The sequence below is a fragment of the Chloroflexus sp. genome (assembly GCF_056331925.1).
On sequence record NZ_JBWGQH010000001.1, the window covers coordinates 76,196 to 101,206 of the forward strand.

The window sequence follows — 25,011 nt, forward strand, 5'->3', positions numbered from 1 at the left end:
GTATGACAACCACACCATCATCCTTTACCATTCACGCCGGAGCGTTATTGGCGAGCACGCCGGCGAGTGCCACAGCCACAGCACTCAATCAGGCGCTCGCTGCGTATGGCTTGTGTCTGCCGATTGTATCGTTACGCGCCGAGGTGACCCTCGCCGAGTTGGTGGCTTGTAACAGTGGCGGACGCTATCGATTGCATAGCGGGCCTATCGGACGTTATGTGCGAGCAGCAACGCTGGAGCAAGGTGGCAAATTGCTGACGATTGGCGGTCCAACGCTTAAGCGAGCGACCGGTTATAACCTGCACCGGGCCTTGGCCGGGCAGGGTGTACGGTTGGGAATGATTCGCGAACTGACGTTCAACCTACGCCCGTTACCGGTAGCAACGGCGCTGTACGCAGTACATGGACCGATAGATCGTCTCTTGACGCTCTCCGCCTACCTTATCAGCGAGGGATTGAGTATCCGAGGATTGGCGTTCGATGCAACCGGCATATTGCTGATCGAGCTGGCCGGTTTACCCACCGTGATAGAGCGCCAAGCCAGTATCTTGGCCGCGGCTGTAGCTCAGGCACAAGTGACCCTTATGCCCGATCCAGCAATGGGCTGGTACCATTGGGAGCAACTAGCCGAGCAACATGCTGCGCTCCTGCCCGACCAACGGCTCGATTTTACTCTCCCGCGCCGTGCATTGCCGGCCTTAATCGCTACATGCAGCTCGCTGACAGGCGTAGCAATCTGGGGCGACGCCGGGGTTGGCAGTGTGCATATCGGCCCTCTACGAGATCGTGCCCTTTATGCAACCCTGAAAGCACAAGCGTCTGCGCTCGGCGGACAACCCTGTACCGAATTCGGGCCACCACCTGAACCGACGTTCCCCTCTCTGGTACCGGCAACTGGCGTGACGGAAGCCGATACGGTGCGCGCGATGCAACAGGTTGTCGGGAAACGCTTCCTCATTCACCACCCCGATCAACTGGCCGTGTACGGGCAAGATGCTTCAATTGCGCAACCCAACGGCCTACCGCACGCCGTGGCTCTACCGGCCAATACCGATGAGGTCGCAGCGTTAATGCGGATCGCTGCGGCTCATGGGTTATCGGTAGTCGCCCGCGGCGCCGGCAGTGGGCTAGCCGGCGGGTCGGTACCCACGGCGGGCAGCCTCATGATCGGACTGAACCGGATGGAGCAACTGGTGATCGATCGCGAGCAGCAGGTAGCCCACGTTGGCGCCGGGGTCATTACCGCCGAACTCCAGCGCGCTGCCGAGCGGGTCGGTCTCTTTTACCCACCCGATCCGAGTAGTCAGACTGCTTCAACCATTGGCGGCAATATTGCATGCAACGCCGGTGGGCCGCGCTGTCTCAAGTACGGCGTTACGGCCGATTATGTTCTCGGCGTCACCGCAGTCCTGGCCGATGGCACGATCGTGCATTATGGTGACGGCCTTAGCGGCCAAGGTGAGAGTAACGGGCTTGCACAGTTGCTGGTCGGTTCCGAAGGAACGCTGGCAGTCATCACCGAAGCGACCCTCCGCCTGATCCCTTTACCACGCGCTCGGCGGACAACGATGGCAATTTTTCGCACCCTCTACGAGGCCTGTGCAACGGTAGAGCGAATTATGGCCTCCGGCCTTATTCCGGCCAGTCTTGAACTAATGGACGACACCACAATTGCTGCCGTTGAGGCGTATCTCCAGATCGGCCTGCCGCGCGATGCCGGCGCATTGCTGCTGATGTTGGCCGACGGTGAACCGGAAGCAGTTGATCAAGAAACGGCGACCCTTGCCGAACTAGCACGCACGAGTGGCGCCGAGCGGGTGGTCGTCGCCCGCACCGCCGGTGACGAGGCAAATCTCTGGCAAGCACGGCGGGTTATCGCGCCGGCGCTAGCACGCATTCGGCCCAACCGGCTCGGCGAAGACATCAGCGTTCCGGTACCGCAGATCGCGGCATGCGTTAGCCGGATCAAGCAGGTCAGTGCCGCTTATGAGCTACCGATTGTTGTTTTTGGGCACGCGGGTGATGGCAACCTACACCCCAACATCCTCTTTGACACACGCAACCCCAGCGAGCTGGCCCGGCTCTGGCCGTGCGCCGAAGCGATCTTTGCCGTAGCCCTGGAGATGGGAGGTACCCTATCGGGCGAACACGGGATTGGCACCCTTAAACGGCCTTTTATGCGACAAGCGTTGGGAGAAACGCAAATTGCCATCCAGCGCGCGATTAAATCCCATTTCGACCCAGAAGGGCGGCTCAATCCCGGTAAGGTTTTGCCGTAGGTCACGACTCGATTACCATGCTTGTCACCAGTCTTACCAACCCAACTATCAAAATGTTGCGTGCGTTACGCCAGCGCAAAGCCCGCGATGAGCAAGGTCGCTACTTGATCGAAGGTATTCGTCTGGTTGGCGAAGCAATTCAGTGCGGCGCACCACTCGAGATGATCATCGTCGCTCCCGATTTGCTAACCAGCTCGTTTGCCCACGAACTTGTCGAGCACTACACTGCCGGCGGTGGTCGTGTCTTGACCGTCAGCGCCGAAGTGCTCGGTAGTCTGGCCAGTAAAGAGCATCCCCAAGGAATCATTGGTGTGGGTCGCGCTCGCTATACTCCGCTTGCCGATCTGGTGGCGGGAGTCAACGGCTGGGTTGCGCTGGTTGACGTCGCCGATCCGGGGAATCTGGGCACCATTTTGCGAACTGCCGATGGTGCAGGGTTTAGCGGGGTCATTTTAATCGGATCAACGGTTGACCCATTTGATCCGGCGGCAGTTCGGGCCAGTATGGGTGCCCTCTTCAGCCAGCAGATCGCCCGTGCCGGTTGGGATGAACTGCTTGCGTGGCGGCAAGCACGCAGTCTACCTGTGATTGGCAGCTCAGACCGTGGTGCCGTCGACTATCGTACTGCTACTTACCCAAGACCACTCATTTTGGTGCTTGGGAGCGAACGGCAAGGTCTCAGCGACGATCAACTCGCCGCATGCGATACTGTGGTACGCATTCCGATGCGTGGACGTAGCGACTCACTCAATCTAGCAGTTGCAGCGGGTATTCTCATGTACGAAATCACTCGCAACACCTAACTTTCAACTGCCATACGCATCCCCAACACTGCCAACACTGCACCGGTTGCGTAATTGAGCCGTCGGCGCACGGCTGCTTGCCGCAACCACCCACTTACGCCGACCACAACAACAGTGAGAGTCGAAAACCAAAGCACACTCAACCCGAAATGGATGGTCGTCAGGGCCAAGGCAGTGGTGAGGATCGGATCACGAGGATCAATAAACTGCGGTAAAAACGCCAAATAAAACACTGCTACTTTTGGATTGAGGACATTACTCAACACGCCCTCAACAAACGCATGGCGCTCTTGACCGGTGGGCAGATGGAACTCAGGCACAGCATGTTGCCGCCACGTCGTTATGATTGTCCATCCCCCCAACCCGATCAGATACAGAGCGCCGGCCAATTTCACGGTATGGTACAGTTCAGCCGACCGCACGACAATTGCGGCCAACCCCAATCCAGAGAGGATAGCCTGGACAAACAGGCCACAGCCAATACCAAAAGCGGTTGCAACGCCGGCCAAGCGACCGCGGGTTAGGGCATTACGCAGCACCAGCATCGTATCGGCGCCAGGGATAAGCGTGAGAACCGTGACGGCAACGGTATAGGTGATGAGGTTTTCGGTGAGCATAGGTTGATCTGAAACTGTAGGAACGGTGATTGAGGGATATGATACATGATTTTAGGGGATAGGGTGCGGTGGAACGGAAGGTTTGGGGGTGGCCCACGGATGGAACGGATCGGGGTAGGGGCCACGCACCGCATCGCCCGTACAAGCTGTAGGAACGGATCGAGGCAGCGGCCACGCACCGCATCGCCCGTACAAGCTGTAGGAACGGTGATTGAGGGATATAATACCGTCTAATCCGCGATGCAGGGTTATATGCCAACCTTGCCGATCAGCGGCAACCTATGGTAGATTGAAGGCGACAGTGACCATATCTACGGTACTGTCATCACTATAACCGTAACGATCTTGGACAACCCATATGTACCGTTTCTTATTACTCTCATTACTCATTCTCACCGCCTGTACCGAACAAATGACTACCACACCGGTTACTCCTACCTTGCCACCGACCCGTGCCCCAACATCGACACCGGTGACTGCACAGAGTGAGCCGATAATTACCGCATATTACCCCGACCTACCGCGTGGTCGGACTCCCGAAGGCTACCACTACCTCGGAAATCCTGACGCGCCGGTCACGATTATGGTCTATTCTGACTTTCTCTGTACGACCTGCGCGATCTACACTATCGATCTTGAGCCACAGGTTATCGAGGCCTTTGTCGCCACCGGTAAAGCTCGTCTCGTCTATCGACATCTTCTCCAATTGGGGGAGCGCTCGCAATTGCTCGCCGAAGCCAGCGAATGCGCCGCCGATCATGGTAAATTCTGGGAGATGCGCCACGAGTTGTATGCGCGGTATAATCAACTTTACTTCAATACGCGTGAGACGACGATCGATCTTGCCCAGGGGTTAGGTATCCCGGCTGATGCTTTTAGTGCATGTCTTGATGCACACACGTACCGTGCCCAAGTTGAGGCTGATTACGCCGCCGCAACGGCTGAAGGTGTGTTTGCCCGACCAGTGTTTCGGATCGGTAATGAGACGTTGGTGGGTATACCGCGCTTTGAAGCACTATCTCAAGTCATTGAGCGGGCGGCACAGCGGTAAAGAGTGCAGGAGGTGCAGCAGGTGCAAGAAATAGCTCCCTGAAGCCCTCACTAATCACAGACACACACTGCCGGGGATCGCGGTGTGATGATCTGAACCTGAGAACACCTACATCCCACCAGGTCTAATCCACGTAGTCGTTGCAAAGCGGGTATGAATGATGCGGGATAAAATCGCTCGCAGAGCACTTAAAATTACTGTAGGATGATAGGCTGAGCCTTTGGCATCCGTCAACACAGATGCACGTTAATTTACCTGAGCGATACTATGGCTTGTTCACATTATGTTTGGCCGTTGAGTATTATTGCTGTTGGGCTCATTTTGTTCGGGTGGCTATCACTGGCAAGTAGTCCCAGTCCATCATGGGCTCAAGTGAGCTGTGACGTGCAGCCGACGTATCCGGGATGTATTGAGATTCCAATCAACTGTGGCCCGTATCCTGACAGTGTCTGCCAAGTGACGCAAACGGCTGTGATCGCACGACGTACCGCGACGGTGGCCGCAATATATACCCAAACTGCTCAAGCCGGTGGATTACAGCCAGCTTCACCAACGGCAACACCCACTGCTACCGCAACCATAACACCAAATGCCAGTACCGCAACTCCAACCCCCAACATCACACCTAGCCCAACCGTGACTCTTATGCGCACTCCACAACCAACAGCAGTCCCACGCCCAACGTTTACCCAAACTACGCTACCCACCGCTTTCCCAACTCCAACGGTATCATCGTTACTCCGCTGTGCTCCTAATGATCGGCTCGAACTCAGTGGTACAACTCGTCCACAAATTGCATTACTCGTGTTGTTTGATGATCGTCCAGTAGGCGGTGGGTTTAGTGATCGCAGTGGTGCATTCCGTCTCGAATTGCGGATCGGGGAAGAGCATGTCGGCACACACAAAATTGTGGTACGTGAACGAGAGCATGAGACGATTGTCGCAACGTATACGTGCGAAACACCTCCGCCACCAACCCCTACACCGACCTTTCGGCCAATTCAAGTAACACCATCACCGTAGGGACATCACGACACGATGTCCCTACGATGACAACGAGGCTTGTTCGCCACGAGTATCATCCGATTGGCGGATTGCATCCATAATCAACGCGATTGCCTGTTCGTGTGAGCGGGTCAGCATTTCAAGTTCAGCGAGAAGCCGCGTCAGTCGTCGATAATCGCGTCGAATGGCTTGTTCATCAGCCATCGAGAGGCCGGGTTGCATAGTCGCAAGCCATTCATCACACGAAACCCGTCGGGCGAGCAGATCGGGCGAACCAAACTGGCTAAGCCGACGCCACAGAATTGCAGCGCTATCGGTCAACAGTCGCACACTGTCAATGGTCATAATACCGGTGATACCAAAACTATGCACCCATTCCCATATGTCGTCTATCACAAAGCTTGGCGACTACCCCGTCGGTAGCACATCAAGTGATAGCACGTACCCTCTGTATAGTAGAAGGTTATGAATTCAGTGCGGATCGGTCGCGAGATTGAGTTTCGCCTCTGGTATAATCGAAATAGAAATACTGGTAGGAACCTATGCGTGAACCAATCTCTCTCCAAGCAACCGAAACCGCCAATACCGGCGCTGTCCCCCGTCCAACCGAACCACCCCGTTTTCGCCCGCGTGAGCGCTTCTTGCGGGTATCGTCGTTCTTTCTTGGCGTTGTTATCCATATCTATATATGGGATGTCTTTCTCGCCCGCTTTGCCATCTTCCGTTGGTATGTGCAGCGCACGATGCTGCGCCGCTGGGTGAATATCGCCCGTCGTTTTCGGATGCTGGCTGTTGAACTCGGCGGGATGCAAATCAAGCTCGGACAATTTCTCTCATCACGTGCCGACATTATTCCTGATGTGGTGCGCCGCGAATTGACTGGTCTGCAAGATGAGGTACCACCGGCCCCTACTGGCCACGTGCTGGAAGTGATTCTGGAAGAACTCGGTGCCCCGCCTAGCGAGATTTTTCGCAGCTTTGAAACAGCATGTGTTGCTGCGGCCTCGCTGGGCCAGGTTCATTACGCGGTGCTCCACGATGGGCGTGAAGTGGCGGTCAAGGTACAGCGACCGTGGATTGACAAAATTATCGAGGTGGATCTGAGCGCAGTGACGTGGGTAGTTCGTTTGATCAAGAACTACCCACCCATTCGCCGCCGTGCCGATCTTGAAGCGCTGTTAGCCGAGTTTGCGCGAGTCTTGGTGCAAGAGCTTGATTATATCCAAGAAGCGCGCTCAGCAGCGATCTTTCGCCAGAACTTCGCCCATCATCCTGGCATTTATATTCCTGAACCAATCTTCGAGCTGACCACCCGCCGCGTGTTGGTCATGGAGCGGATTAGCGGGATTAAGATTACCGACTTACATACTCTTGATCAGTTAGGGGTTAGTCGGATTGAACTGGCGTCTCGTCTCAATAACTGCTACCTCAAACAATTTTTTATCGACGGCTTCTTCCACGCCGATCCGCATCCCGGCAATCTGTTTGTGCGGGTAGAAACGAATACCTCGCTTACGCCGAGCTGGCCTACCGCACCTCCCTCACCGGTCGGCAACAACGGCCATCTGACTAATGCTGTGCTCGAACAGCAGTTGCCGATTGACCATGCGCCGGATGAGACACCCGCGGGCACACCGTTCACATTGATCTTTGTCGATTTCGGCATGGTCGGACGACTTACACCGGAGACGATGGAGATAATGCGGCAAGGGGTGCTTGGGTTAGCAACCAATGACGCCGACCGTATTCTCAATTGTCTCGAACAACTGAACATGATTTTACCCGGCGCCGACCGTCGTCAGATTAAGGCGGCTATCGAGACGATGTTGCGCTACTCGTTTAACCGCACGGTGCGTGAGTTGACCAATCTTGATGTTGAGGCCATTATGGCCGAAACAAAAGACTTGATCTACGATCTGCCATTTCAGATTCCGCAAGACTTGTTGTATCTGGGGCGCGCTTTGAGTATGGTGGCCGGATTAGCAACCGAAATTTACCCCGATATTAACCTCTTCCAAGAACTGCGTCCGTTCGCACGAGCGATGCTCGCCCAAGAACAACGTAACGGAAATTGGATGGAGAAGTTGCAACAAGAGCTAAGTGAATTAGGCCGCATTTTGCTGGCGCTCCCCCGCGAGATGGATGCCTATTACCGTGCAGCCAACCGCGGCGAATTGCAAACTCGCTCGGATTTGAGCCGGCTCGAACGCAGTATGAAACGTGTCGAGCGAGCAACTGAACGGTTGATAGGTGGTATGCTTGCGACCGGCCTGTTCCTCGGTGGGGTACAACTGCGCACTCGGGGACTTGAACGCGAAGCAAATCGGGCGTGGTGGGCAGCCGCCGCAGCGATCCTGTGGGCATTGTGGCCGCGTAATAGTTAACGCAAAGAGCGCAAAGAGCGCAAAGAGCGCAAAGAGCGCAAAGATTCATAATTCTATCCTACACTATACTTTGCGTACTTTGCGTACTCTGCGTCTTTGCGTTTCTATACTTTGCGTACTCTGCGTCTTTGCGTTATCGATATGAACCACGAAATCCGCTTTCCGACGAACTTTATCTGGGGCGCAGCCACTGCTGCCTATCAGATTGAAGGTGCCTGGAACGAAGATGGAAAAGGCGAGAGCATTTGGGATCGCTTTGTCCGCCGACCCGGTGTCATTGCCGATGGTAGTACCGGTGATGTCGCCTGTGACCACTATCACCGCTACGAAGAAGATCTTGACCACATGGCGGCAATGGGGCTGAAAGCGTACCGTTTCAGCATCGCATGGCCGCGCATCTTCCCCAATGGCACCGGTCAACCCAATCAGCGCGGGCTTGATTTTTATCGCCGGCTCATCGACGGCTTACACCGGCGCAACATTCTCCCGGTTGCAACCCTCTACCATTGGGATCTGCCGCAAGCGGTTGAAGATCGCGGCGGCTGGATCAGCCGGGATACGGCTTTTTATTTTGCCGAATACGCTGATTATCTCTTTCGCCAGATCGGTAGCGATGTTGCGCTCTGGGCTACCCACAACGAGCCGTTTATTCAGGCCTTCTACGGCTATGGCAACGGTGAAAACGCGCCCGGTAAGCGAGTGCCGTGGCGGGTATTGCACGTTGTACACCATCTTTTACTGTCACACGGGCTGGCAGTGAGCGCTTTTCGCGCCACCAAGCCGCAACCGATATGCACCGATCTACCACCGCCCCAGATCGGGATTGTCCTCATGATCTGGCCGCAGTATCCGGCCTCTGATCATCCTGCCGACTGTAAAGCTGCTCAGCGCATCGACGGAGCAATGAACCGGCTCTTTCTTGAACCACTCTTCCGCCGACATTACCCGGCCGATTTGGTCGCTCACTTTGCTCGCCGGCTGATCGTGCCGCCGATTAAGCCCGGCGATATGGAGATTATCGGCCAGCCAATCGATTTTCTTGGTATTAACACCTACACGCGGCTCTTCAATGCGTTGGACTGGCGCGAACCGTTTTTAATGACGAAGCAGGTGCCGGGGCCGCTCCCCAAGACGGCGATGGGCTGGGAGATATACCCCGATTGTATCGTTGAGGCGTTACAAAAGGCTCGTGAGTATACCTCGCTTCCGCTATACATCACCGAAAACGGCGCAGCGTTCGACGATCCTCCACCCGGCCCCAACGATCAGATCGTTGAAGACCCAGATCGTGTTGCTTACCTCCGCTCTCACATTGCAGCTTGCCATCGCGCACTGACCGCCGGGATCGATCTGCGTGGTTATTTTGTCTGGACACTGCTCGATAATTTTGAGTGGGCGAAAGGGTTCAGCAAGCGCTTCGGACTGATCTATACCGATTACGCTACCCAACGCCGTGTCTGGAAGCGTAGTGCCCATGTCTATCGCGACATCATCGCGCGGAATGGGTTGTGAAGCACAGCTTGTCTCAGGGTAGGATTTGGCATGCTGAAAATACACAACCGGTGTTGGCAGTGTTGATACGATAATATGCGCAACGATCATCGTTATTTATTGGCCATTGGCCTGTTGACCACCGGTCTGACGGTGGGCTGGTTGTTTGCGACTATTGCCTATGCCGAACTCGGGTATGGCACTTACCGGCTAAGAGTACCACTATTCGGTAATTTGCCGCTGATCGGTCTCCTCAACAGCGTGTCGGTATTGGCCGGTGGTATCAGCGGGCCGGTGGCATGGCAAGCCGTGCGACGGTGGGGAGCACGTCCAACATTGATCCTCGGATGCCTGGCACACGGTTCAGCCCTGCTGACCCTGGCGTTGTCACCTCACAGCGAAGACCTCACGCCGCTGACAGCATGGACGGTGGTCGGTGGGATTGCCCTCAGTGGGCCGGCCAGCGTGTTGTTTAATCTGGCCGGTCCACCTCTCATGATGCAATTAAGCGGCACGTCCAGCCCCGATCGACTTTTTGCCCGCAGCGCCGCCTTGAGCTTGATCATCGGCGGTATCGCTAATCTGGTCGCCGGCAGTTTAGCGACGGCGTGGCGAGTGGCGCTGTTCGAGAGTGATGCCATCGCGCCGTACCGGCTCAATGCCGCTCTCAGCGCAGCGATCGTCGCTCTCGCTGGGTTACCGTTGGTGGGATTACGTCTCACGGCACAGCCATTACCAACACCGGCGACGTCGATTCGCCGCGAGATCAGTGACCTTTGGCGCACGCTCATCAAAGCGATCATCTTCGCCCCGGGGCCGCTGCTCATCTCACTCGGCGCGGCGCTGTTCATCCCCTACCTCGGACTCTTCTTTCGCCAACGCTTCACCGCCACCGACGCCGCTATCGGGCTGTTGTTCGCGCTCATCAGCCTCGCCACTGGTTTGGCGACGCTCGCCGGGCCACGAATCGCGGCGCGGATTGGCCGCATGCAAGGCGTGGTACTAACGCAGGCGCTCGCTATTCCCTGCCTGATCGCGCTAGCATTTGCCCCCGTCCTCCCGATAGCAGCGTTGATCGCAATGCTACGTAGCGCACTTATGAATATGGCAACGCCCCTCTTCGAGGCCCACGCCCTGAGCCAAACCCCACCAGAACATCACCCTACCGTTATCGGTCTTATCCGAGCGGCGGCCTCGGTCGGCTACATTGCCGGACCCACCATCAGTGCCGAGCTCCAAAGTATTGCCGGCTTTACCCCGATCCTGCTCATCGCAGCACTATGCTACACGATCGCAGTGATAGTCAATGCAACGCTCTTCATCTGGCACGCACCGTCTCCTCAGCACAATCCCACACCTTAGCCGAGCTGTACCATGCTGCTCGTTTGCCTGTATATACCAAGGACAGGTATACTGACAACAGTGTGTAGTCATTCAACTACTGAGAGAGCGCCATGCAACCACATTTATTTACACCACTGACCATCGGCAGCGTCACCCTACGCAACCGGATCGGCATGTCGCCGATGTGTCAATACAGTGCCGTCGACGGCTTCCCAACCGATTGGCATCTGATGCATCTAGGAGCACGGGCAGCCGGCGGGGTTGGACTTATCATTCTCGAGGCCACGGCCGTTTCGCCCGAGGGACGGATTTCTCCGTTCGATTTGGGCATCTGGCGCGATGAACACATCGCTGCCCTCTCCCGTATTGTTAAGCTGATCGAGAGTCTCGGTGCAGTGGCCGGCATTCAATTAGCGCATGCCGGACGTAAAGCAAGTGTGGGTCGCCCGTGGGAAGGCGGCAAGCCGATTGCGCTGGCAAACGGCGGCTGGCCGGTGGTCGGCCCGACGGCTGAACCGTTTGCTCCCGGCTATCCCACCCCGATCCCGCTCGATGCAGCCGGTATTGCCAAGGTTGTGGCCGATTTTGCCACCGCCACCAAGCGCGCACGAGCCGCCGGCTTCCGCTGGGTCGAAATCCACGCTGCCCATGGCTACCTCCTCCACAATTTCCTCTCGCCGCTTGGCAATGACCGCAACGACGAGTACGGCGGTGATCTCCGTGGGCGAGCACGTCTGCTCTGTGAAGTAACCGCCGCAGTGCGCGCAGAATGGCCGTCTGATCTCCCGCTTGCTGTTCGCCTCTCGTGTAGTGACTGGACACCGGAAGGTTTAACCATCGCCGATACGGTAGAGGTAGCGCGCATGCTACGCGAACAGGGAGTTGATCTGATCGATTGCAGTTCCGGTGGGATTGCCCCCGGCATTACTATCCCGGTCAGAGAGGGGTATCAAGTACCATTTGCAGCGCAGATCCGTCGCGAGGCCAACATCGCCACCGCTGCGGTCGGTCTGATCACCCGCGCCGAGCATGCCGACGCGATTATTCGCAATGGCGACGCCGATCTGGTACTGCTGGGCCGCGAACTGCTCCGCGACCCACATTGGCCGCTGCGTGCCGCGCGAACCCTTGGTCACGATCTCGCACCACCACCGCAGTATCTGCGGGCGTGGTAAAGATTAGTCGGAGGAGCTGCCTTGTGCCTTGCTCCTCCGCACTGTTCTCACCTCACTGATGACACATCTGACATGCCAGATCGGGGATTGGCTCATGCCGATTATCAACCTGATGCATACTGTGACAGGTTGGGCAGCCAACCCGACTCGATGAACCGCGGTGGCAATCGTTGCAGGTCGGGTTGAGTGAGTGAGGCATCTGTACCTGTTGTGGATGTAAATTGTGGCAGTTAACGCAACCGAGGTACTGTTCTAAACCGGCCTCACTGACTACCGGCGGTATTGATGTCGGCTCGACCACGGCCGTTGGTGTGGGCGGCAATGGGATGAATGTTGACGCCGGTAGTGGTGTCGTTGTAGGTGGGATGAAGATTGGTGCAGGGGTAACCATCGCCAAAACAGTGAGCGTCAATGTCGGTAGAGGGGTGAACGTTGCACTAGGCGGTGAAGGGCTTGGTGTTACTGGCGAGACGAGCGTTGGCGTGGGTTAAGAAGCCCATGTCGCTGTTGCCAACGGAGTTGGCGAGGCAAGCGTTGGCGTTGCCTAAAATGCCACAACTCCACCATCGGCAACCTCTTCTGCTTGCTGGTGCAACAGAAAATCGACCAACGCTGCAATCTGCTCGTTCGGCAAGAGATTACCGTAATCATCACCGACCACTGCGCGCACAATCCCTGCTTGGTAACCGGGAACAACAAACTCATCATGCACCTGGATCGAACGCTCAAGATACGCTTGTGCACTCAATCCGGGTACACGATCACCTGCCCGCAGACCAATCCCGGCCAGATTAGGACCAATGCTAACCCGCTCGCCCGCGTTGAGCGTATGACACGTCACGCATAGCACACCACCGGCCAACGGTGCACGTCCAAAGAATAGATCGGCGCCGCTCACCTAATACCGGCGTCGGTGATGGTGCGACCGGTCGCTGCGACGTACAACCGGCCATCACACCGATGAGCATAACGCCGGCTAGCAACTGTGTTATCCACGCCGGTACTTGCACCATCGTGGACCTCCCGTATACCACCAGTTGGGTCTTAGCACAATACCGTGCGGTGGCAACACTATCACCGCACGGCATTGCACTACATACCGCTACTACGATCCGATCACACCACTATCGAAGCGTTGTACCGTGATCACGCTGGGCCGCGGCAAGCCTTGCCGGTCGGGCCACGTGCTGCTCGGGTTCTCGAAGGTACTGCCCTCACCGGGGTGTTGGATGGCTAGGAAGAGCGTGCGGTTGTCGGGGGTAAACTCTGGCCCGCACACCTCGCTGCCGGCCACCGACGAGAAGAACTGTTGCAGGTTGCCCCGCTGCGAACCGCTCACCGGCACAGCGAACAGACCATCGTTGAATTTGATTGCGCGCGGCGCGCCGTCGGTGGCAATCCATAGGTTGCCCTGACTGTCGAAGGCCACATTGTCGGGAGCGCCAATCGGCGAGACCTTGCTCTTGTCGAAGCCGGCGAAATAGGTGTCAGGCTGCGAGGGTAGCCCTGCCAAGATGAAAATCTCCCAACGGAACGTGGTAGCAGCGTGATCGTCATTGCGTTCGGTTAGCTCGATGATGTGGCCCCACGCATTGTTGGGACGCGGGTTAGCTGCGTCCACGCCGGGTTGGCCGCTCGCGCCGCGACGGGTGTTGTTGGTTAGCGCGATGTACACCTTCTGGTTGACCGGATTGACTTCTACGTCCTCTGGTCGATCCATCTTGGTTGCCCCCACAAGATCGGCAGCCAAACGGGTGTTGATCAGCACATCACCCTGCGAGCGGAAGCCATTTTCCGGCGTCAGCGGGCCTTGCCCGAACACCAGCGGCAACCACTCACCGGTTCCATCAGGATTAAACTTTGCCACGTACAAGACACCATCATCGAGCAAATTCATATTTGCTTCGCGATTGCGCGGGTTGAATTTACCGTTGGTAACAAACTTGTAGACATACTCAAACTGCGCATCATCACCCTGATATCCAACCACCCGACCATCGCGCGCAACCACAAAGGTAGCTCCTTCATGGCGGAAGCGTCCCAGCGCTGTGCGCTTCACCACCGGTCGCAATGGATCATACGGATCGATTTCCACGCACCAGCCGAAACGGAAACCCTCATTCGGCTCTTTTGAAATATCAAATCGACTGTGGAAGCGTTCCCACTTGCGCTCCGATTCAGCCGTCGGCATACCATAGCGGCGATGCACCGCATAGCGTGAGTCGTTGCGGTCAAGGCCATTGAGATTGGCGAAATACTGGTGGAAGTTCTCTTCGCCGCTCACCACCGTACCCCACGGGGTCTTGCCACCGGCACAGTTGTTAAGCGTGCCAAGAATCGCATCGGCACCGGGATCAGCGCTAGTCCGCATCCACGGATGATCGGCGGCAGGGCCACTCAGGCGGGTCGCACTAAACCCGCTTACCCGCCGGTTGTAACGTGAATTTCGTACATAGCTCCACGTACCATTAGGCGCGCGCACCACTTCAACCACCGATATTCCATGGGCTGCAATTCCAACATCGACCTGATTACGTGTCGGGTTCTCAAAATCGTACTTCGGGAACATCAACTCTTCATTGGTGTACTCGTGATTAACCACGAGCAGACCGCGGTTCGAGGTATTGGAACCATAGGGCAATGGCAAGAAACCAACAAAGTCGCAGTTATAGCCAAACTGCTTCACCTGCGCTTCCGGCGTCTGCAACCAGACATCGAAATCGGGTGCATCGGCACTCAACGGCTCCCCCCAGCGAATGAGGGTGCGCGCATAATATCCCTCCGGTACAACCACGTCATCAAAATCCGGGTCGGTAGGCTTCACCGCTTTGAACTTCAAGCCAGGATTCGCAGCCAACGCTTCCTCGACAGCCGACAGACTCGAACCGATCAAGACAAGACGAGCGAACCACCGATTGCCAACGTCTTGAGCATACCACGGCGCGAAATCCGCAGTGCCAACACCTCTTCCAGCGTCTGACCAATCCCAGCCTGCGAACGGACAATCCATTTATCTTTTTCGTCACGACCACCCATAGTATGATCACCTCCTTAGAATTACCCTTAGGTGCGAACCGCCAATGTATCGTGGGATGGAAACGTTCTGAGCATTCGTGATTATATGGAATGTTTATAAACAAGAATTGATGTACATATGAAACAAAGATTAAGCAAGAATGATCACTGCATAACATTATCGACGCTGGCGAGATGCGGAAACAAACAACGCCGCTCTCTGCGCTGAGAGAGCGGCGCCAGAAACGACAGGAGGATTAGGTATCAACAACCAACGGCCCGCGCCAACTCGGGCCTAAGCGCAGCATTGGCCGGATCAAGCCGGGCCATCACTCGCTGCACCATTCGTATGTCGTAGGCTACCTGAAGATTACGAACCGGGTCGGCAATGAACAGACCATTACCGTAACGATCAAAACTATTAGCCAAGAACAGCCACATATCACTATCGAGCGTGGTATCGGGCGCGAGGCCATACCAGCGCAGGAAGCCGGCAATTTGCGCCGAGGGGCTCAGTTGCGGCAACTGCGGCCCACCGAACACCAGGCGCAACCGATCGCGGGCTTCGACCACATCGCGGACAGCGTCGCGGATCATGGCTCGTTGCAAACCAACCGGCGGCGGTGGCAATTGGGGCGGCTGCTGCCGATAAGCGGTGACATTAACCTGATGGGCATGGGCCAATAGTTGCGCATCGCGCACCGACAACTGGTTCGGTTGGTGAAACGTGGCAATGAACAACACATTCGACGGCGCGGCTACTGGCCTAGCAGCAACCGGTAACAGATACAAGTGTTCGTGCAAGTAGTGGAACAACTCATCGGGTGCTAAACCATCAAACAAGACGAAGTAGAGCTTACCGGCGCCTTGGGGCGATTGGGCCTCGCCCAACACCTCACTCAACTGGCTATCGCCAAAGCGAGTATGAAGATCGCGGTAATACTCCTGCTGTCCACTCTGTGCTGTCCACTTGGCCGAACCGATCCGAATAAACTGACCGGAGTCAGAGCCAACCAGCGCTGTAATCAGATGTTGCACTAGCGCCGCTTTGCCGGCTCCGGCCCGGCCACTCAGGACTACGCACGGATGAGTCTTGAGCGAAACATACACTGCCGTCAGTAAACGAGCTTCGGTTGGATCAGCATCACTATGCAATCGCCGGATCGTCTCACGCTCCGCACTCAGCATAGTATCCTGTCCTACCCCGACCAATGCTGGCGCCTGCCCGCTCGCGGGCAAGGCCAACTCCCAGCGGCCACCCTTGGCCTCGCCGCGAGCGCCATTGCTTGCGGCATGGAAGTTGTAAGCAATCATAGTGGTTCACCCGAAACGAATATCCGACATATCGCCGACATTCAACTCTTGGCTGACACCGCTCACATGGGCTCGATCACCGATTAAGCTGCGGGTAATAATGACCGATTGGATCTGCGCACCGGCATTGATAATCGAGTCGCGCACAATAGCTTGCCGAACCACCGCCCCATCGGCAATCGACACATACGGACCAATCACCGCTTCTTCAATAACTGCCGTGGGTGCGATATTCACGGGTGGAATGATCACCGCGTTAGAATATTCAGCGGCCCGATTATGGCCATTTTCGAGCAAATACCGGTTGGTATCGAGCAATGCCTCAATGGTGCCACAATCGTACCATACGCGCACCGTCTCGGCCCGCAATTCTTCGCCGCGGTCGATCATCACCTGTAATGCATCGGCCAAATAGAATTCCCCCTTGGTCTGGATATTGTTCTCCATGATATAGTCGATCGCCGACATCAACCGGCTTGCTTCTGGCACATAATAGATTCCAGCCACGGCCAGATTCGAGATCGGCTCGCTCGGCTTCTCAACTAGACGCACGATCCGTCCGTGTTCGACCACAACCACCCCAAACCGACGCGGGTCTTCAACTTCTTTGCAGTAAATGATGCCGTAATCAGGCTGCTGGTTAAGCCGTTCAATATCAAACTCCAACAACCCATCGCCGAAGACCACGAGCAAGGGGCCGGTCAATTCGCGGGCCAACGCAATTGCATCAGCCTGACCACGCATCACCTTCTGCTCAAGAAAGCGCATTGGGTACGAATAGTTGGCCCGCATAAACTCTTCGATTTGATTGCCAAGATAGCCAACCACACAGATCAGCTCATCGATCTGCAACGGGGCCAGATAATCGATAATATGGGCCAACACCGTCTTCCCGGCCACACTGACCAGTGGCTTGGGGCGAACAAAGGTATGGGGACGCAGACGGGTGCCAAGGCCAGCGGTAAGGATCATGACACGCATAATCAACTCCCTGACCCACAATGACACCCGCTACAACTGCATCCGCCACCAGTGGCGGCGGTCGGTGCAGTTTCTACCGTTGTTCCTCCACGACTATGGGCAGCAAACAACGACAACCGGCGTTGAACGTGTGTGCTTTGGCAAAAAGGACAGACAACAAGCTGATCGGTAGCAGACATGGGCAACAGCCGCTCGAACTGGCGCGCACAGTCCAAACAGCTATATTCGTACATCGGCATACGCTCACCTCGTCAACATCAGGGGAAAAGTAGGGGCAGACGTGGCCCAACCGCATTATACCATGGCGATTTGGGCAATAGGATAACGGTTTACTTATCTTCACGATAACGTTACGCAAAAATTGAGTCACCTTTAGGCTGCGGCGGTGAACAACCACTCGCTTGCCCAGATGGTACACCGGCGATCACCGCAATTCGGGCAATTCGATCGGGTCTTCACGCGGTTCGCATACACCGCAAAACAAGGCGCGGGCCGTCACAATCGCTTTGTGCTTCCCTTTCCGATCGGCAAACAGGGCTACGATATGAGGCATCTCTTGCGCGTGATCACGACAAACTGCCCGACCGCAGAAGATACAGACGCCGTGGGCCGGCCGGTTACAATGCCAGCAATTCATCAACATCCTCCAAGCGAAAGAGGGGCGTGTTACACGCCCCTCTCACCCGTTGCCTAACGCATCACCACCGGTACAAACACCGAGCGAGTCGTCACCAGCTCAACCGGCGCCTCAAGGAACTGGTTGGTAATCGCTACCGAACTACTGACAATCTCGACCGTATTCACCACATTACCACTCACCTGCGCTGGGTTCACCGTGACCCGGAAGAGTACGGTCAACCGACCGGGCATATCTCCACTCTGAGCCGGTACCGTGCGGTTTGTCCACGTCAGAACAGTTCGACCGTTACTATTACTAATTGCCGGTGCCGGTCCGGTGAGCATCGCCCGATACGTCACACCAACCGGCAATACATCACGTAGCGTGACGGTCATACTCGTCGTGGTCGGGTTGACGACCTCAATTTGGTACAAGAAGGTAGGTTCCTCACTCCCACTACCGGTGAGCGGTACTGTTGCCACACTAGCCGTCTTCGCGATGGCCGGCCCATTAATGCAGATCCGCACGGTTGGATCAACTTCACCATCGGTAATCGGAATGACCCCATCAGGGCTAGACACTTCAGCCCTTGTTGCCTGATCGCTCCACACCTGACTGACACGCAGCCAGACAGCCAAGGGCAGCTCACTCACGTTTCCAGACGTCGGTTTGGCCGGGACGGTCAAACCTTCCCAGATAAGCTGAGTACTGCCGGCCTGTGAACCTTCGGTAATCGGAATGACACGACTTGGCGCCGGCATCCCAGTATCGGGACGTAGATAGGTCAACCCGATTGGTAAGGTGAGTGTCACGGTAGTATTCCGATACGGCACAACATTGGTGTTAAGCATTGTTAACGAATACAGTCGTTCTTCACCGGAGACAGCACACTCGGTTAGCCCACTGATACGCGGTGTATACGTATGGAGCGGCTGCGTCGTCACACGTTCCCATGCCACTGTATGTTGCTGACCATCATATGTGTAGGTCGTGCAACGATTCGATGATCTACACGTAGCCGAGAGCAAATTGTCGGCAGTCGCGTAGGCATACACATCCGACGTAGTAATAATATCAGCCGCCGCTGCCCAGAAGATAATATTGACAACACCGCTGGCTGGAATAGGCGCTATGTTCCAACTCAACTCGGTGCGGCCATCGGACAACGCGCGCTGACCGGTAAACATATACTGGTTACTGTTGTTGGTTTCACTATAGACGTAGCGTGGCGGCAAGATTGCAAAGGCACGAACCCCGTTTAATGGAGCATTCGTGTTCAGATTGCGCACCGTTAACGTAAAGATACCACGATCACGGAGACCTAACGTTGTCCGGTCGACCTTGATTTCGTAATCAAGCCGGTTCGTACCACAACGATAGTCGATCACGACTTCAACCGGAGGTCGAGGGGAAATCCTGACATTGCTACCGGCTGTTGAATCGAAGAAGTCATAACCGACTTGATTCTTGTATTGGGCGGTGACACAAGCCGGATTAAAAAGCGTCTGGATGCGTACCGTGTAGGTCTGACCAGGGGGAATACTAAGCGTGGGCCACGCCCACGGGTTATTGCCGACAATGTCCGGTTGTCGTTTGTCGGCAGGCAAATTCGTTGCGACAACTGACCGAAATGCCAATTCAGGTGGCGCAAAATCCACAAGACCGGCTGTATAGGTAGCCGTTGTTTCGGCATTGGTAATGGTAAGTGTGAAATACAGCTCTTGCCCACCTACCGGCACCGGCCCGGTGATAATTTTAGTCGTGCCCAGATTAGCACCGTTGGCGTCGCTGAAGAACTTGCTCACCTGAATGTTTGGAATGATCCGCACACAGGCCCGCGCACTCGCAAAGGTGATTTCTTCAGGAGGCTGATTGGTATCCGGATTGATCAACGCGTTCATCATGCGCTGTTGATCGAGATCGTTACAATAGGTGCGGGTCTGGATCTGACCACGCGTGATCACACTGTAGCGGATGTAGCGTGTTTCGCCAGGGTTAAGCACGATTCCGCTCCAACTTAACGTTTGATGCTCGGTGGAACCGACAACTGTTGTACCTTGCGCCGGTTCAAAGGGACTAGCAGTTGTCCGATCTCCATCATCAATGGTTGCACTATTCAGAACGTAACTAAAGTCAGCCCCATTACCGGCCGGTAACAAATCATGCACCTCGATATTGGTCATCGGGCTCGAACCGTTATTGGTAAGCGAGATGACATACTCGAACGGCTGATTATTACGTGCGATGTAGGTCGTACCACTCCTTTCAGCCTCCGAATACTTGGCAACCACGAGCCGCGGCATGACTTTGAATCCGCCTATATCCCCCACGTTACAATTCGACGGCACACCGGACGGGACTACCACACTACCAATGGTCGTACCGGAACCAGTACCGTTGCCCGCTGTCGAATAACGCGCTGTCACTTCGAACGAGAAGCTTTGCTCCACTGGCGTATTGATGTTTCCTGCCGGTATATTGAACGTCCACAGGAGGATACCGCCATTACCCGCACTCGGCGGCTGCACGGTGAATGAACCAACATTACTGGCACTACCCGGTACGTAACGAACATTTGGCTGCAACTCGATCTTGACCTGCAAGTTATTGAGGGGTTGCGGCCAGTAGTTGCGAACCTTAAAGGTAAAACTGCCGCGTTCGCCAAAAATTACCGTTTGAGTTGAACCAAACACCACCTCAACCGGCGGCCGCACGTTATACGTTACATCACCGGTTTGTGGCGCACTTGTATAGCGCTCGGTCGTGTTCAGCTTGAACGGCATCTCATCGCTGGTGACATAGTAATCGGTCTTGCGATTGGTCATGCGGTCGCATGGGCTAAGATCAAGCTTACGAAAGGTCACAAAGATATCAATCGATTGGCCAAGCTGAAGCTGGGGTATCGTCCATACTAATGCCGGACGGCCACCGATAGTTATCTGAGTCGGGGGGAAGTTGGTTCGATCAGGCCCGCGCACACTGCTTACAAACTCTGCCCCAAACGGCACGATGTCAGTTAATTGCACATTAGTAGCCGTTATCGCATCTTCACGATCAACATTCGTCAAACGCAATCGATACTCACCGGTTTGCGTAGGTAAAGATACGCGCAGTCAGGCCGCTGGCCGTGCGCTCTTTCTCAAGCTTGAAGAGAGGTCCTTCAACCAATGCCGAACCGTTGGCAATGGCGCGGGCAGTACTTTCATTACCAACATAGAACTCGGCTGAAGCGGAAGGCCGCCGGGGATCTTTACCAAAAACAGGAAAGACAAACTCCGGCACCCGCAACGCGATCTGGAAACTACCACTAGCACCGTTGGCGAGCGGATTACCGTCATTAATGGTGTACGTAAAGCTGCCAACCTTGGTAGTTGAGTTGTAATCTGGGCTACTACTCCGTGCGACACTTGACCCAGAGATATTCAGTGGTGCACACGCATTTACCCCGGTATCTCGGCAGTGTTGTTGAAACTGATCGGCATTGAGCGTGGTTGGGCGGGCAACACTCCAAAAGTTCCACGTCACCTTAATACGCACATTATTCAGTGGCCCACCACTGTTATTCACATACGACACGGTGTAGATCAAATCTTGACCAGATCGCAATCGATTGGGTGAAGGTATAATCGAGACACTTACCCCACTCTGAGTAAGGGTTATCGGATTCGGCTCCTCTGCTGGATCGGTCAGCATAAGGGGCTGCTGCTCTGCTATTGCAGACGTAGCAGGAGCTGATCTATCAGTGGCTTGGGCAGGCAATACAGGAAATACGGTCGTAAGAATGAATAGCATCAGCACTGACCACCATCGCCTACGTTGCTGCATAGATTATCCCCGTTTGGTGAACTTTTATGTAACATTACGGCCAGTACTTTGAGTCTACCATGCTTCTGTTACCAAAATAAATCCCTCCTATTTCCTAGATCGTTAGCCGGTACCAAGTGTACATCCTCCGTTACCAACAGTACGCGCATCCGGTTGCAATAACCTATGCTATGATATTTGACTTGTAAACGATTGCTTGGTGAGAAATGTTATGCTGGCAGTACTAATTGAGGTGCTTTTGCCGATTGCCGTCGTGGCAGCAGCAGGATTTGCGCTTCGGCGCGCTTTGCCGCTCGATCTGCTAACACTTAACCGCCTGATGATTTACGGTCTTAGCCCAACATTGATCTTTGTGGCTCTGGTACGCGCCGACCTCAGTGGACCGATGGCGGGCAAGATGCTCATCTTTGCGGTAGCAGTACTGGCAGTAATGGCGCTAACCGTCTGGCTAAGTACTCTGCTGCTGGGTCTGACCGGAAAAGAAGTGACAGCACTGTTCCTTACCAGTATGTTCATGAATTCGGGGAACTACGGCTTACCGGCATCGCGGTTTGCGTTCGGTGAAACGGGTTTTACGCTTGGTGTGTTCTACTTTATCATGCAATCAATTATGGCACAGACATTAGGCGTCGTGGTCGCAGCCTCCGGTGCAGTCGGTGCAAATCGCCGTACTTGGCAACAAGTGTTTCGACGGCTGATCCATATGCCGCAAATCTACGCCGTAGCCGGTGCATTGATGTTACGAGCGGTGGGGTTTAACCCGGCTACCGCAACCGGGATCACGCATAGTCTCTTCGAGGGAGTAACTTTGCTCAGTGAAGCAGCACTACCGGTCATGCTGCTCATTCTGGGAGTGCAACTCGGTGCTGGCGCACCAATTGTGCAGCCGACAATGGTCGCTTTTGCAACCGTCATCCGCCTGATCATCTCCCCGCTCCTTGCCTTTGGCCTTGCCCACCTGATAGGTCTTGACGGGATCGCGCTAGGTGTCGGTGTGATGATGGCCGGAATGTCGACAGCAGTCAATACGATAATTCTCGCAATTGAGTTTGATACCAATCCGCAGTTGGTTGTCAGCACGGTCGTGGTGTCATCGTTTGCCAGTTTGATCATGTTGAGTGTGTTGTTGAGTTTCGTTCGGTAACAAACCGAAAAAGCAGCGGATGACGAGTACGCCAATATACCTCCCCGGTACCTACCACCGGGCAGACGACTCTCAGACCGACGCGTGACGGCACGCACCGGGTCGGTCAACACGGCACAGACGGGTACACACTGGTGACTAGCTATTGGGCGGACGGGTAAAAGGGGGGCGATGGGGGTGAAGTTGGAGGGAGGGGACAACGCGCTGTACCTCTACCTAACCACCCCATCCTGACCGTTGCACCCCTACTGCATCGCACCCTAGCCTATCGTGTCTAATCCCGTCCACCATTCTACTTTGCATCCCTGCATACATTGCCCTAACCTAATCAACTAACTAGAAAGAAATGCCGTATGTCATCAATCGATCTTATCCTTCGCAATATTGTGTTGCCCGGCCAACCCGGTCGGTATGCAATCGCCATCAATGGTGATCGCATTGTTTGGTCTGGCCCTGATGGGAACGCATCGCAGTGGCAATCGGCTACCACTCATGTGATCGACGGTGGTGGGATGTTGGCGCTGCCCGGCTTGACCGACTGCCATTTTCATCTGCACAACGGGGCACGTGCACTTGGCATGCTGCGCCTTGAAGATGCCCAGAGCGTCGCTGATCTGCAAGCTCGTCTGGCTGCTTATGCTGCCGCCAATCCAAACCTACCATGGCTGGTCGGACGGGGTTGGCGTTATCGTCTGTTTAGCGCCGATCAACTGCCCAATCGGCGTCTCCTCGATGCCGTCGTTCCCAACCGGCCAGTGTTGCTGACTGCGTTCGATGGTCATACGGCGTGGGTTAATACGGCGGCATTGCAGATTGCGGGTATCCTGCACGGAGCTGAGACAGGCAACCCCTTGAGTACCATCGTCATGGGGCATGATGGCCTGGCAACCGGTGAGCTACGCGAAGCACCAGCCATGGATCTCGTGCGGCGCTGGATACCTGAACCAAACGAAACCGAGCTTCGCCATTTGCTCCGTCGCGCCTTGCACGAACTAGCCGGTTTGGGTCTGACCTGCGTCCACAACATGGACGGCGACGAAGCACAGCGCACCCGCTACCGTGAATTGGCGGCTGCGGGCGAATTAACCCTCCGTATCCGTTTACCGCTCTCGGTATCACCCGGTACCGACCCGCACCGGATTACGATGTGGGCTGCTGATGCCCACCAGCATCCCCACCCCTTTCTACAAACCGATGCGGTGAAACTATTTGTTGACGGCGTGGTTGAAGCGAAGACGGCGTTGATGTTGGCGCCTTACGCCGATGGCAGCGGTGAGTGTGGCACAGCAAATTACGATCCGGTTGAGTTTGTCGATCTGATCACCCGCGCCGACGCTGCCGGACTGCAAGTCTGTGTTCACGCCATCGGTGATGGCGGCGTGCGCCAAACGCTCGACGCCTTTGCCGCGGCACAACAGGCCAATGGCCGGCGCGATGCCCGCCACCGGGTCGAACACGCCGAGATCGTCGATCCGGCCGATCTCCTGCGCTTTGCTGCCCTCGGCGTTATCGCTTCGGTCCAGCCGGTGCATGTCGATTTCGGGATGGATCAAGCAAACCCGTGGTGGCGGTTGGTAGGAAGGCAACGCTTGCGGTATGGCTTCCCATGGCGAGACCTGTTGCGGGCCGGAGCACGAATGGCTTTGGGTAGCGACTGGCCGGTAGCCGATCCCAATCCACTACGGGGGATGCAGGTGGCTTGCACACGCGGGAAGCTCGATGTTAGCTCGCCTGAGAGGGATTTTCCCGATCAGCGGTTGACGATGACCGAGGCGTTGGCCGGCTACACCACATGGGCTACCTACGCCGGCTTCCGCGAGCACGAATTGGGTCGACTCGATGCCGGTTACCTGGCGGACGTGATCTTGCTCGACCGTGACATCACGGTCGGTCCGCCCGATCAAATAGCAACAGCGCGGGTGATGCTGACGATGGTCGGGGGTAAGGTGGTCTTTACACGCTAA

22 protein-coding genes are annotated in these 25,011 nt (G+C 55.7%); 11 read left to right on the forward strand and 11 right to left on the reverse strand.

Annotated elements, in window-relative coordinates; all coding sequences use genetic code 11:
* Positions 1-2 precede the first annotated feature (2 nt).
* Together AC01ZF_RS00345 and AC01ZF_RS00350 are read left to right on the forward strand one after the other, a co-directional pair.
* Positions 3-2,279, forward strand: a complete 2,277-nt coding sequence (locus AC01ZF_RS00345; RefSeq protein WP_476575010.1) for an FAD-binding oxidoreductase — start codon at positions 3-5, stop codon at positions 2,277-2,279.
* Between the two features lie 17 nt (positions 2,280-2,296).
* Positions 2,297-3,082 (forward strand): TrmH family RNA methyltransferase, encoded by a 786-nt coding sequence (locus AC01ZF_RS00350; RefSeq protein WP_424675010.1) that lies wholly within the window; start codon positions 2,297-2,299, stop codon positions 3,080-3,082.
* On the opposite strand, the gene AC01ZF_RS00355 is transcribed toward AC01ZF_RS00350, so the two are convergent.
* On the reverse strand, positions 3,079-3,699 hold the full coding sequence (locus AC01ZF_RS00355; RefSeq protein WP_424675009.1) for a LysE family translocator: 621 nt from the start codon (positions 3,697-3,699) through the stop codon (positions 3,079-3,081). The two genes, AC01ZF_RS00350 and AC01ZF_RS00355, sit on opposite strands and share 4 nt — an antisense overlap.
* Positions 3,700-4,057: 358 nt before the next feature.
* Between AC01ZF_RS00355 and AC01ZF_RS00360 the strand changes: the two genes are divergently transcribed.
* Both AC01ZF_RS00360 and AC01ZF_RS00365 read left to right on the forward strand, forming a co-directional pair.
* Positions 4,058-4,750, forward strand: coding sequence for an Rcas_1661 family thioredoxin-like (seleno)lipoprotein (locus AC01ZF_RS00360; protein ID WP_424675008.1), 693 nt, complete (start codon positions 4,058-4,060; stop codon positions 4,748-4,750).
* 384 nt (positions 4,751-5,134) lie between these two features.
* Entirely contained in the window at positions 5,135-5,773 is a 639-nt protein-coding gene (locus AC01ZF_RS00365; RefSeq protein ID WP_424675007.1) for a hypothetical protein, read from the forward strand.
* 21 nt (positions 5,774-5,794) lie between these two features.
* On the opposite strand, the gene AC01ZF_RS00370 is transcribed toward AC01ZF_RS00365, so the two are convergent.
* Entirely contained in the window at positions 5,795-6,151 is a 357-nt protein-coding gene (locus AC01ZF_RS00370) for a hypothetical protein (protein WP_424675006.1), read from the reverse strand.
* 146 nt (positions 6,152-6,297) lie between these two features.
* On the opposite strand from AC01ZF_RS00370, the gene AC01ZF_RS00375 reads away from it, so the two are divergent.
* From AC01ZF_RS00375 to AC01ZF_RS00395, 5 genes are all read left to right on the forward strand, one after another.
* On the forward strand, positions 6,298-8,139 hold the full coding sequence (locus AC01ZF_RS00375; RefSeq protein ID WP_424675005.1) for an ABC1 kinase family protein: 1,842 nt from the start codon (positions 6,298-6,300) through the stop codon (positions 8,137-8,139).
* A 141-nt stretch (positions 8,140-8,280) separates the two neighbouring features.
* The gene (locus AC01ZF_RS00380; protein WP_476575011.1) at positions 8,281-9,651 is read left to right on the forward strand and encodes a GH1 family beta-glucosidase; all 1,371 of its coding nucleotides are present in this window, start codon (positions 8,281-8,283) and stop codon (positions 9,649-9,651) included.
* Positions 9,652-9,726: 75 nt separating this feature from the next.
* Positions 9,727-10,992 carry an MFS transporter gene (locus tag AC01ZF_RS00385; protein ID WP_424675003.1) on the forward strand — a complete coding sequence of 422 codons (1,266 nt, stop codon included), beginning with the start codon at positions 9,727-9,729 and terminating at the stop codon, positions 10,990-10,992.
* 92 nt (positions 10,993-11,084) lie between these two features.
* Entirely contained in the window at positions 11,085-12,149 is a 1,065-nt protein-coding gene (locus AC01ZF_RS00390; RefSeq protein WP_476575012.1) for an NADH:flavin oxidoreductase/NADH oxidase, read from the forward strand.
* 221 nt (positions 12,150-12,370) lie between these two features.
* Positions 12,371-12,640: a hypothetical protein gene (locus tag AC01ZF_RS00395; RefSeq protein ID WP_476575013.1), complete on the forward strand. Its 270-nt coding sequence runs from the start codon at positions 12,371-12,373 to the stop codon at positions 12,638-12,640.
* Positions 12,641-12,693: 53 nt separating this feature from the next.
* Here AC01ZF_RS00395 and AC01ZF_RS00400 read toward each other — a convergent pair whose 3' ends face one another.
* The 9 genes from AC01ZF_RS00400 to AC01ZF_RS00440 form a co-directional block, all read right to left on the reverse strand.
* Positions 12,694-13,047, reverse strand: coding sequence for a c-type cytochrome (locus AC01ZF_RS00400; RefSeq protein WP_428131754.1), 354 nt, complete (start codon positions 13,045-13,047; stop codon positions 12,694-12,696).
* Positions 13,048-13,254: 207 nt separating this feature from the next.
* Positions 13,255-15,006, reverse strand: coding sequence for a PhoX family protein (locus AC01ZF_RS00405; protein ID WP_476575014.1), 1,752 nt, complete (start codon positions 15,004-15,006; stop codon positions 13,255-13,257).
* 32 nt (positions 15,007-15,038) lie between these two features.
* On the reverse strand, positions 15,039-15,185 hold the full coding sequence (locus AC01ZF_RS00410) for a hypothetical protein (protein ID WP_476575015.1): 147 nt from the start codon (positions 15,183-15,185) through the stop codon (positions 15,039-15,041).
* A gap of 243 nt (positions 15,186-15,428) precedes the next feature.
* Positions 15,429-16,478, reverse strand: a complete 1,050-nt coding sequence (locus AC01ZF_RS00415; protein WP_424674998.1) for a hypothetical protein — start codon at positions 16,476-16,478, stop codon at positions 15,429-15,431.
* A 6-nt stretch (positions 16,479-16,484) separates the two neighbouring features.
* The gene (locus AC01ZF_RS00420; protein WP_424674997.1) at positions 16,485-17,459 is read right to left on the reverse strand and encodes a sugar phosphate nucleotidyltransferase; all 975 of its coding nucleotides are present in this window, start codon (positions 17,457-17,459) and stop codon (positions 16,485-16,487) included.
* A gap of 2 nt (positions 17,460-17,461) precedes the next feature.
* Positions 17,462-17,698, reverse strand: coding sequence for an FmdB family zinc ribbon protein (locus tag AC01ZF_RS00425; RefSeq protein WP_476575016.1), 237 nt, complete (start codon positions 17,696-17,698; stop codon positions 17,462-17,464).
* 185 nt (positions 17,699-17,883) lie between these two features.
* Positions 17,884-18,096, reverse strand: coding sequence for a hypothetical protein (locus AC01ZF_RS00430; protein ID WP_424674996.1), 213 nt, complete (start codon positions 18,094-18,096; stop codon positions 17,884-17,886).
* A gap of 53 nt (positions 18,097-18,149) precedes the next feature.
* A complete protein-coding gene (locus tag AC01ZF_RS00435) occupies positions 18,150-21,146 on the reverse strand; it encodes a DUF11 domain-containing protein (RefSeq protein WP_476575017.1) in 2,997 nt (998 codons plus the stop codon).
* 13 nt (positions 21,147-21,159) lie between these two features.
* Complete coding sequence (locus AC01ZF_RS00440; RefSeq protein WP_476575018.1) at positions 21,160-21,771, reverse strand: hypothetical protein; 612 nt, start codon at positions 21,769-21,771, stop codon at positions 21,160-21,162.
* Positions 21,772-22,114: 343 nt separating this feature from the next.
* On the opposite strand from AC01ZF_RS00440, the gene AC01ZF_RS00445 reads away from it, so the two are divergent.
* Together AC01ZF_RS00445 and AC01ZF_RS00450 are read left to right on the forward strand one after the other, a co-directional pair.
* On the forward strand, positions 22,115-23,047 hold the full coding sequence (locus tag AC01ZF_RS00445) for an AEC family transporter (protein ID WP_476575019.1): 933 nt from the start codon (positions 22,115-22,117) through the stop codon (positions 23,045-23,047).
* A gap of 353 nt (positions 23,048-23,400) precedes the next feature.
* Positions 23,401-25,011 (forward strand): amidohydrolase, encoded by a 1,611-nt coding sequence (locus AC01ZF_RS00450; RefSeq protein ID WP_424674993.1) that lies wholly within the window; start codon positions 23,401-23,403, stop codon positions 25,009-25,011.

What these genes read in the sequence shown, in the direction of transcription:
- AC01ZF_RS00345 (WP_476575010.1), top strand. Translation starts at nt 3, where the DNA reads ATGACAACCACACCATCATCCTTTACCATTCACGCCGGAGCGTTATTG.
- AC01ZF_RS00350 (WP_424675010.1), top strand. Translation starts at nt 2,297, where the DNA reads ATGCTTGTCACCAGTCTTACCAACCCAACTATCAAAATGTTGCGTGCG.
- AC01ZF_RS00355 (WP_424675009.1), bottom strand. Translation starts at nt 3,699, where the DNA reads ATGCTCACCGAAAACCTCATCACCTATACCGTTGCCGTCACGGTTCTC.
- AC01ZF_RS00360 (WP_424675008.1), top strand. Translation starts at nt 4,058, where the DNA reads ATGTACCGTTTCTTATTACTCTCATTACTCATTCTCACCGCCTGTACC.
- AC01ZF_RS00375 (WP_424675005.1), top strand. Translation starts at nt 6,298, where the DNA reads ATGCGTGAACCAATCTCTCTCCAAGCAACCGAAACCGCCAATACCGGC.
- AC01ZF_RS00380 (WP_476575011.1), top strand. Translation starts at nt 8,281, where the DNA reads ATGAACCACGAAATCCGCTTTCCGACGAACTTTATCTGGGGCGCAGCC.
- AC01ZF_RS00385 (WP_424675003.1), top strand. Translation starts at nt 9,727, where the DNA reads ATGCGCAACGATCATCGTTATTTATTGGCCATTGGCCTGTTGACCACC.
- AC01ZF_RS00390 (WP_476575012.1), top strand. Translation starts at nt 11,085, where the DNA reads ATGCAACCACATTTATTTACACCACTGACCATCGGCAGCGTCACCCTA.
- AC01ZF_RS00410 (WP_476575015.1), bottom strand. Translation starts at nt 15,185, where the DNA reads ATGGGTGGTCGTGACGAAAAAGATAAATGGATTGTCCGTTCGCAGGCT.
- AC01ZF_RS00415 (WP_424674998.1), bottom strand. Translation starts at nt 16,478, where the DNA reads ATGATTGCTTACAACTTCCATGCCGCAAGCAATGGCGCTCGCGGCGAG.
- AC01ZF_RS00420 (WP_424674997.1), bottom strand. Translation starts at nt 17,459, where the DNA reads ATGCGTGTCATGATCCTTACCGCTGGCCTTGGCACCCGTCTGCGTCCC.
- AC01ZF_RS00425 (WP_476575016.1), bottom strand. Translation starts at nt 17,698, where the DNA reads ATGCCGATGTACGAATATAGCTGTTTGGACTGTGCGCGCCAGTTCGAG.
- AC01ZF_RS00430 (WP_424674996.1), bottom strand. Translation starts at nt 18,096, where the DNA reads ATGAATTGCTGGCATTGTAACCGGCCGGCCCACGGCGTCTGTATCTTC.
- AC01ZF_RS00440 (WP_476575018.1), bottom strand. Translation starts at nt 21,771, where the DNA reads ATGCTGACCGATCCAGCAGAGGAGCCGAATCCGATAACCCTTACTCAG.
- AC01ZF_RS00445 (WP_476575019.1), top strand. Translation starts at nt 22,115, where the DNA reads ATGCTGGCAGTACTAATTGAGGTGCTTTTGCCGATTGCCGTCGTGGCA.
- AC01ZF_RS00450 (WP_424674993.1), top strand. Translation starts at nt 23,401, where the DNA reads ATGTCATCAATCGATCTTATCCTTCGCAATATTGTGTTGCCCGGCCAA.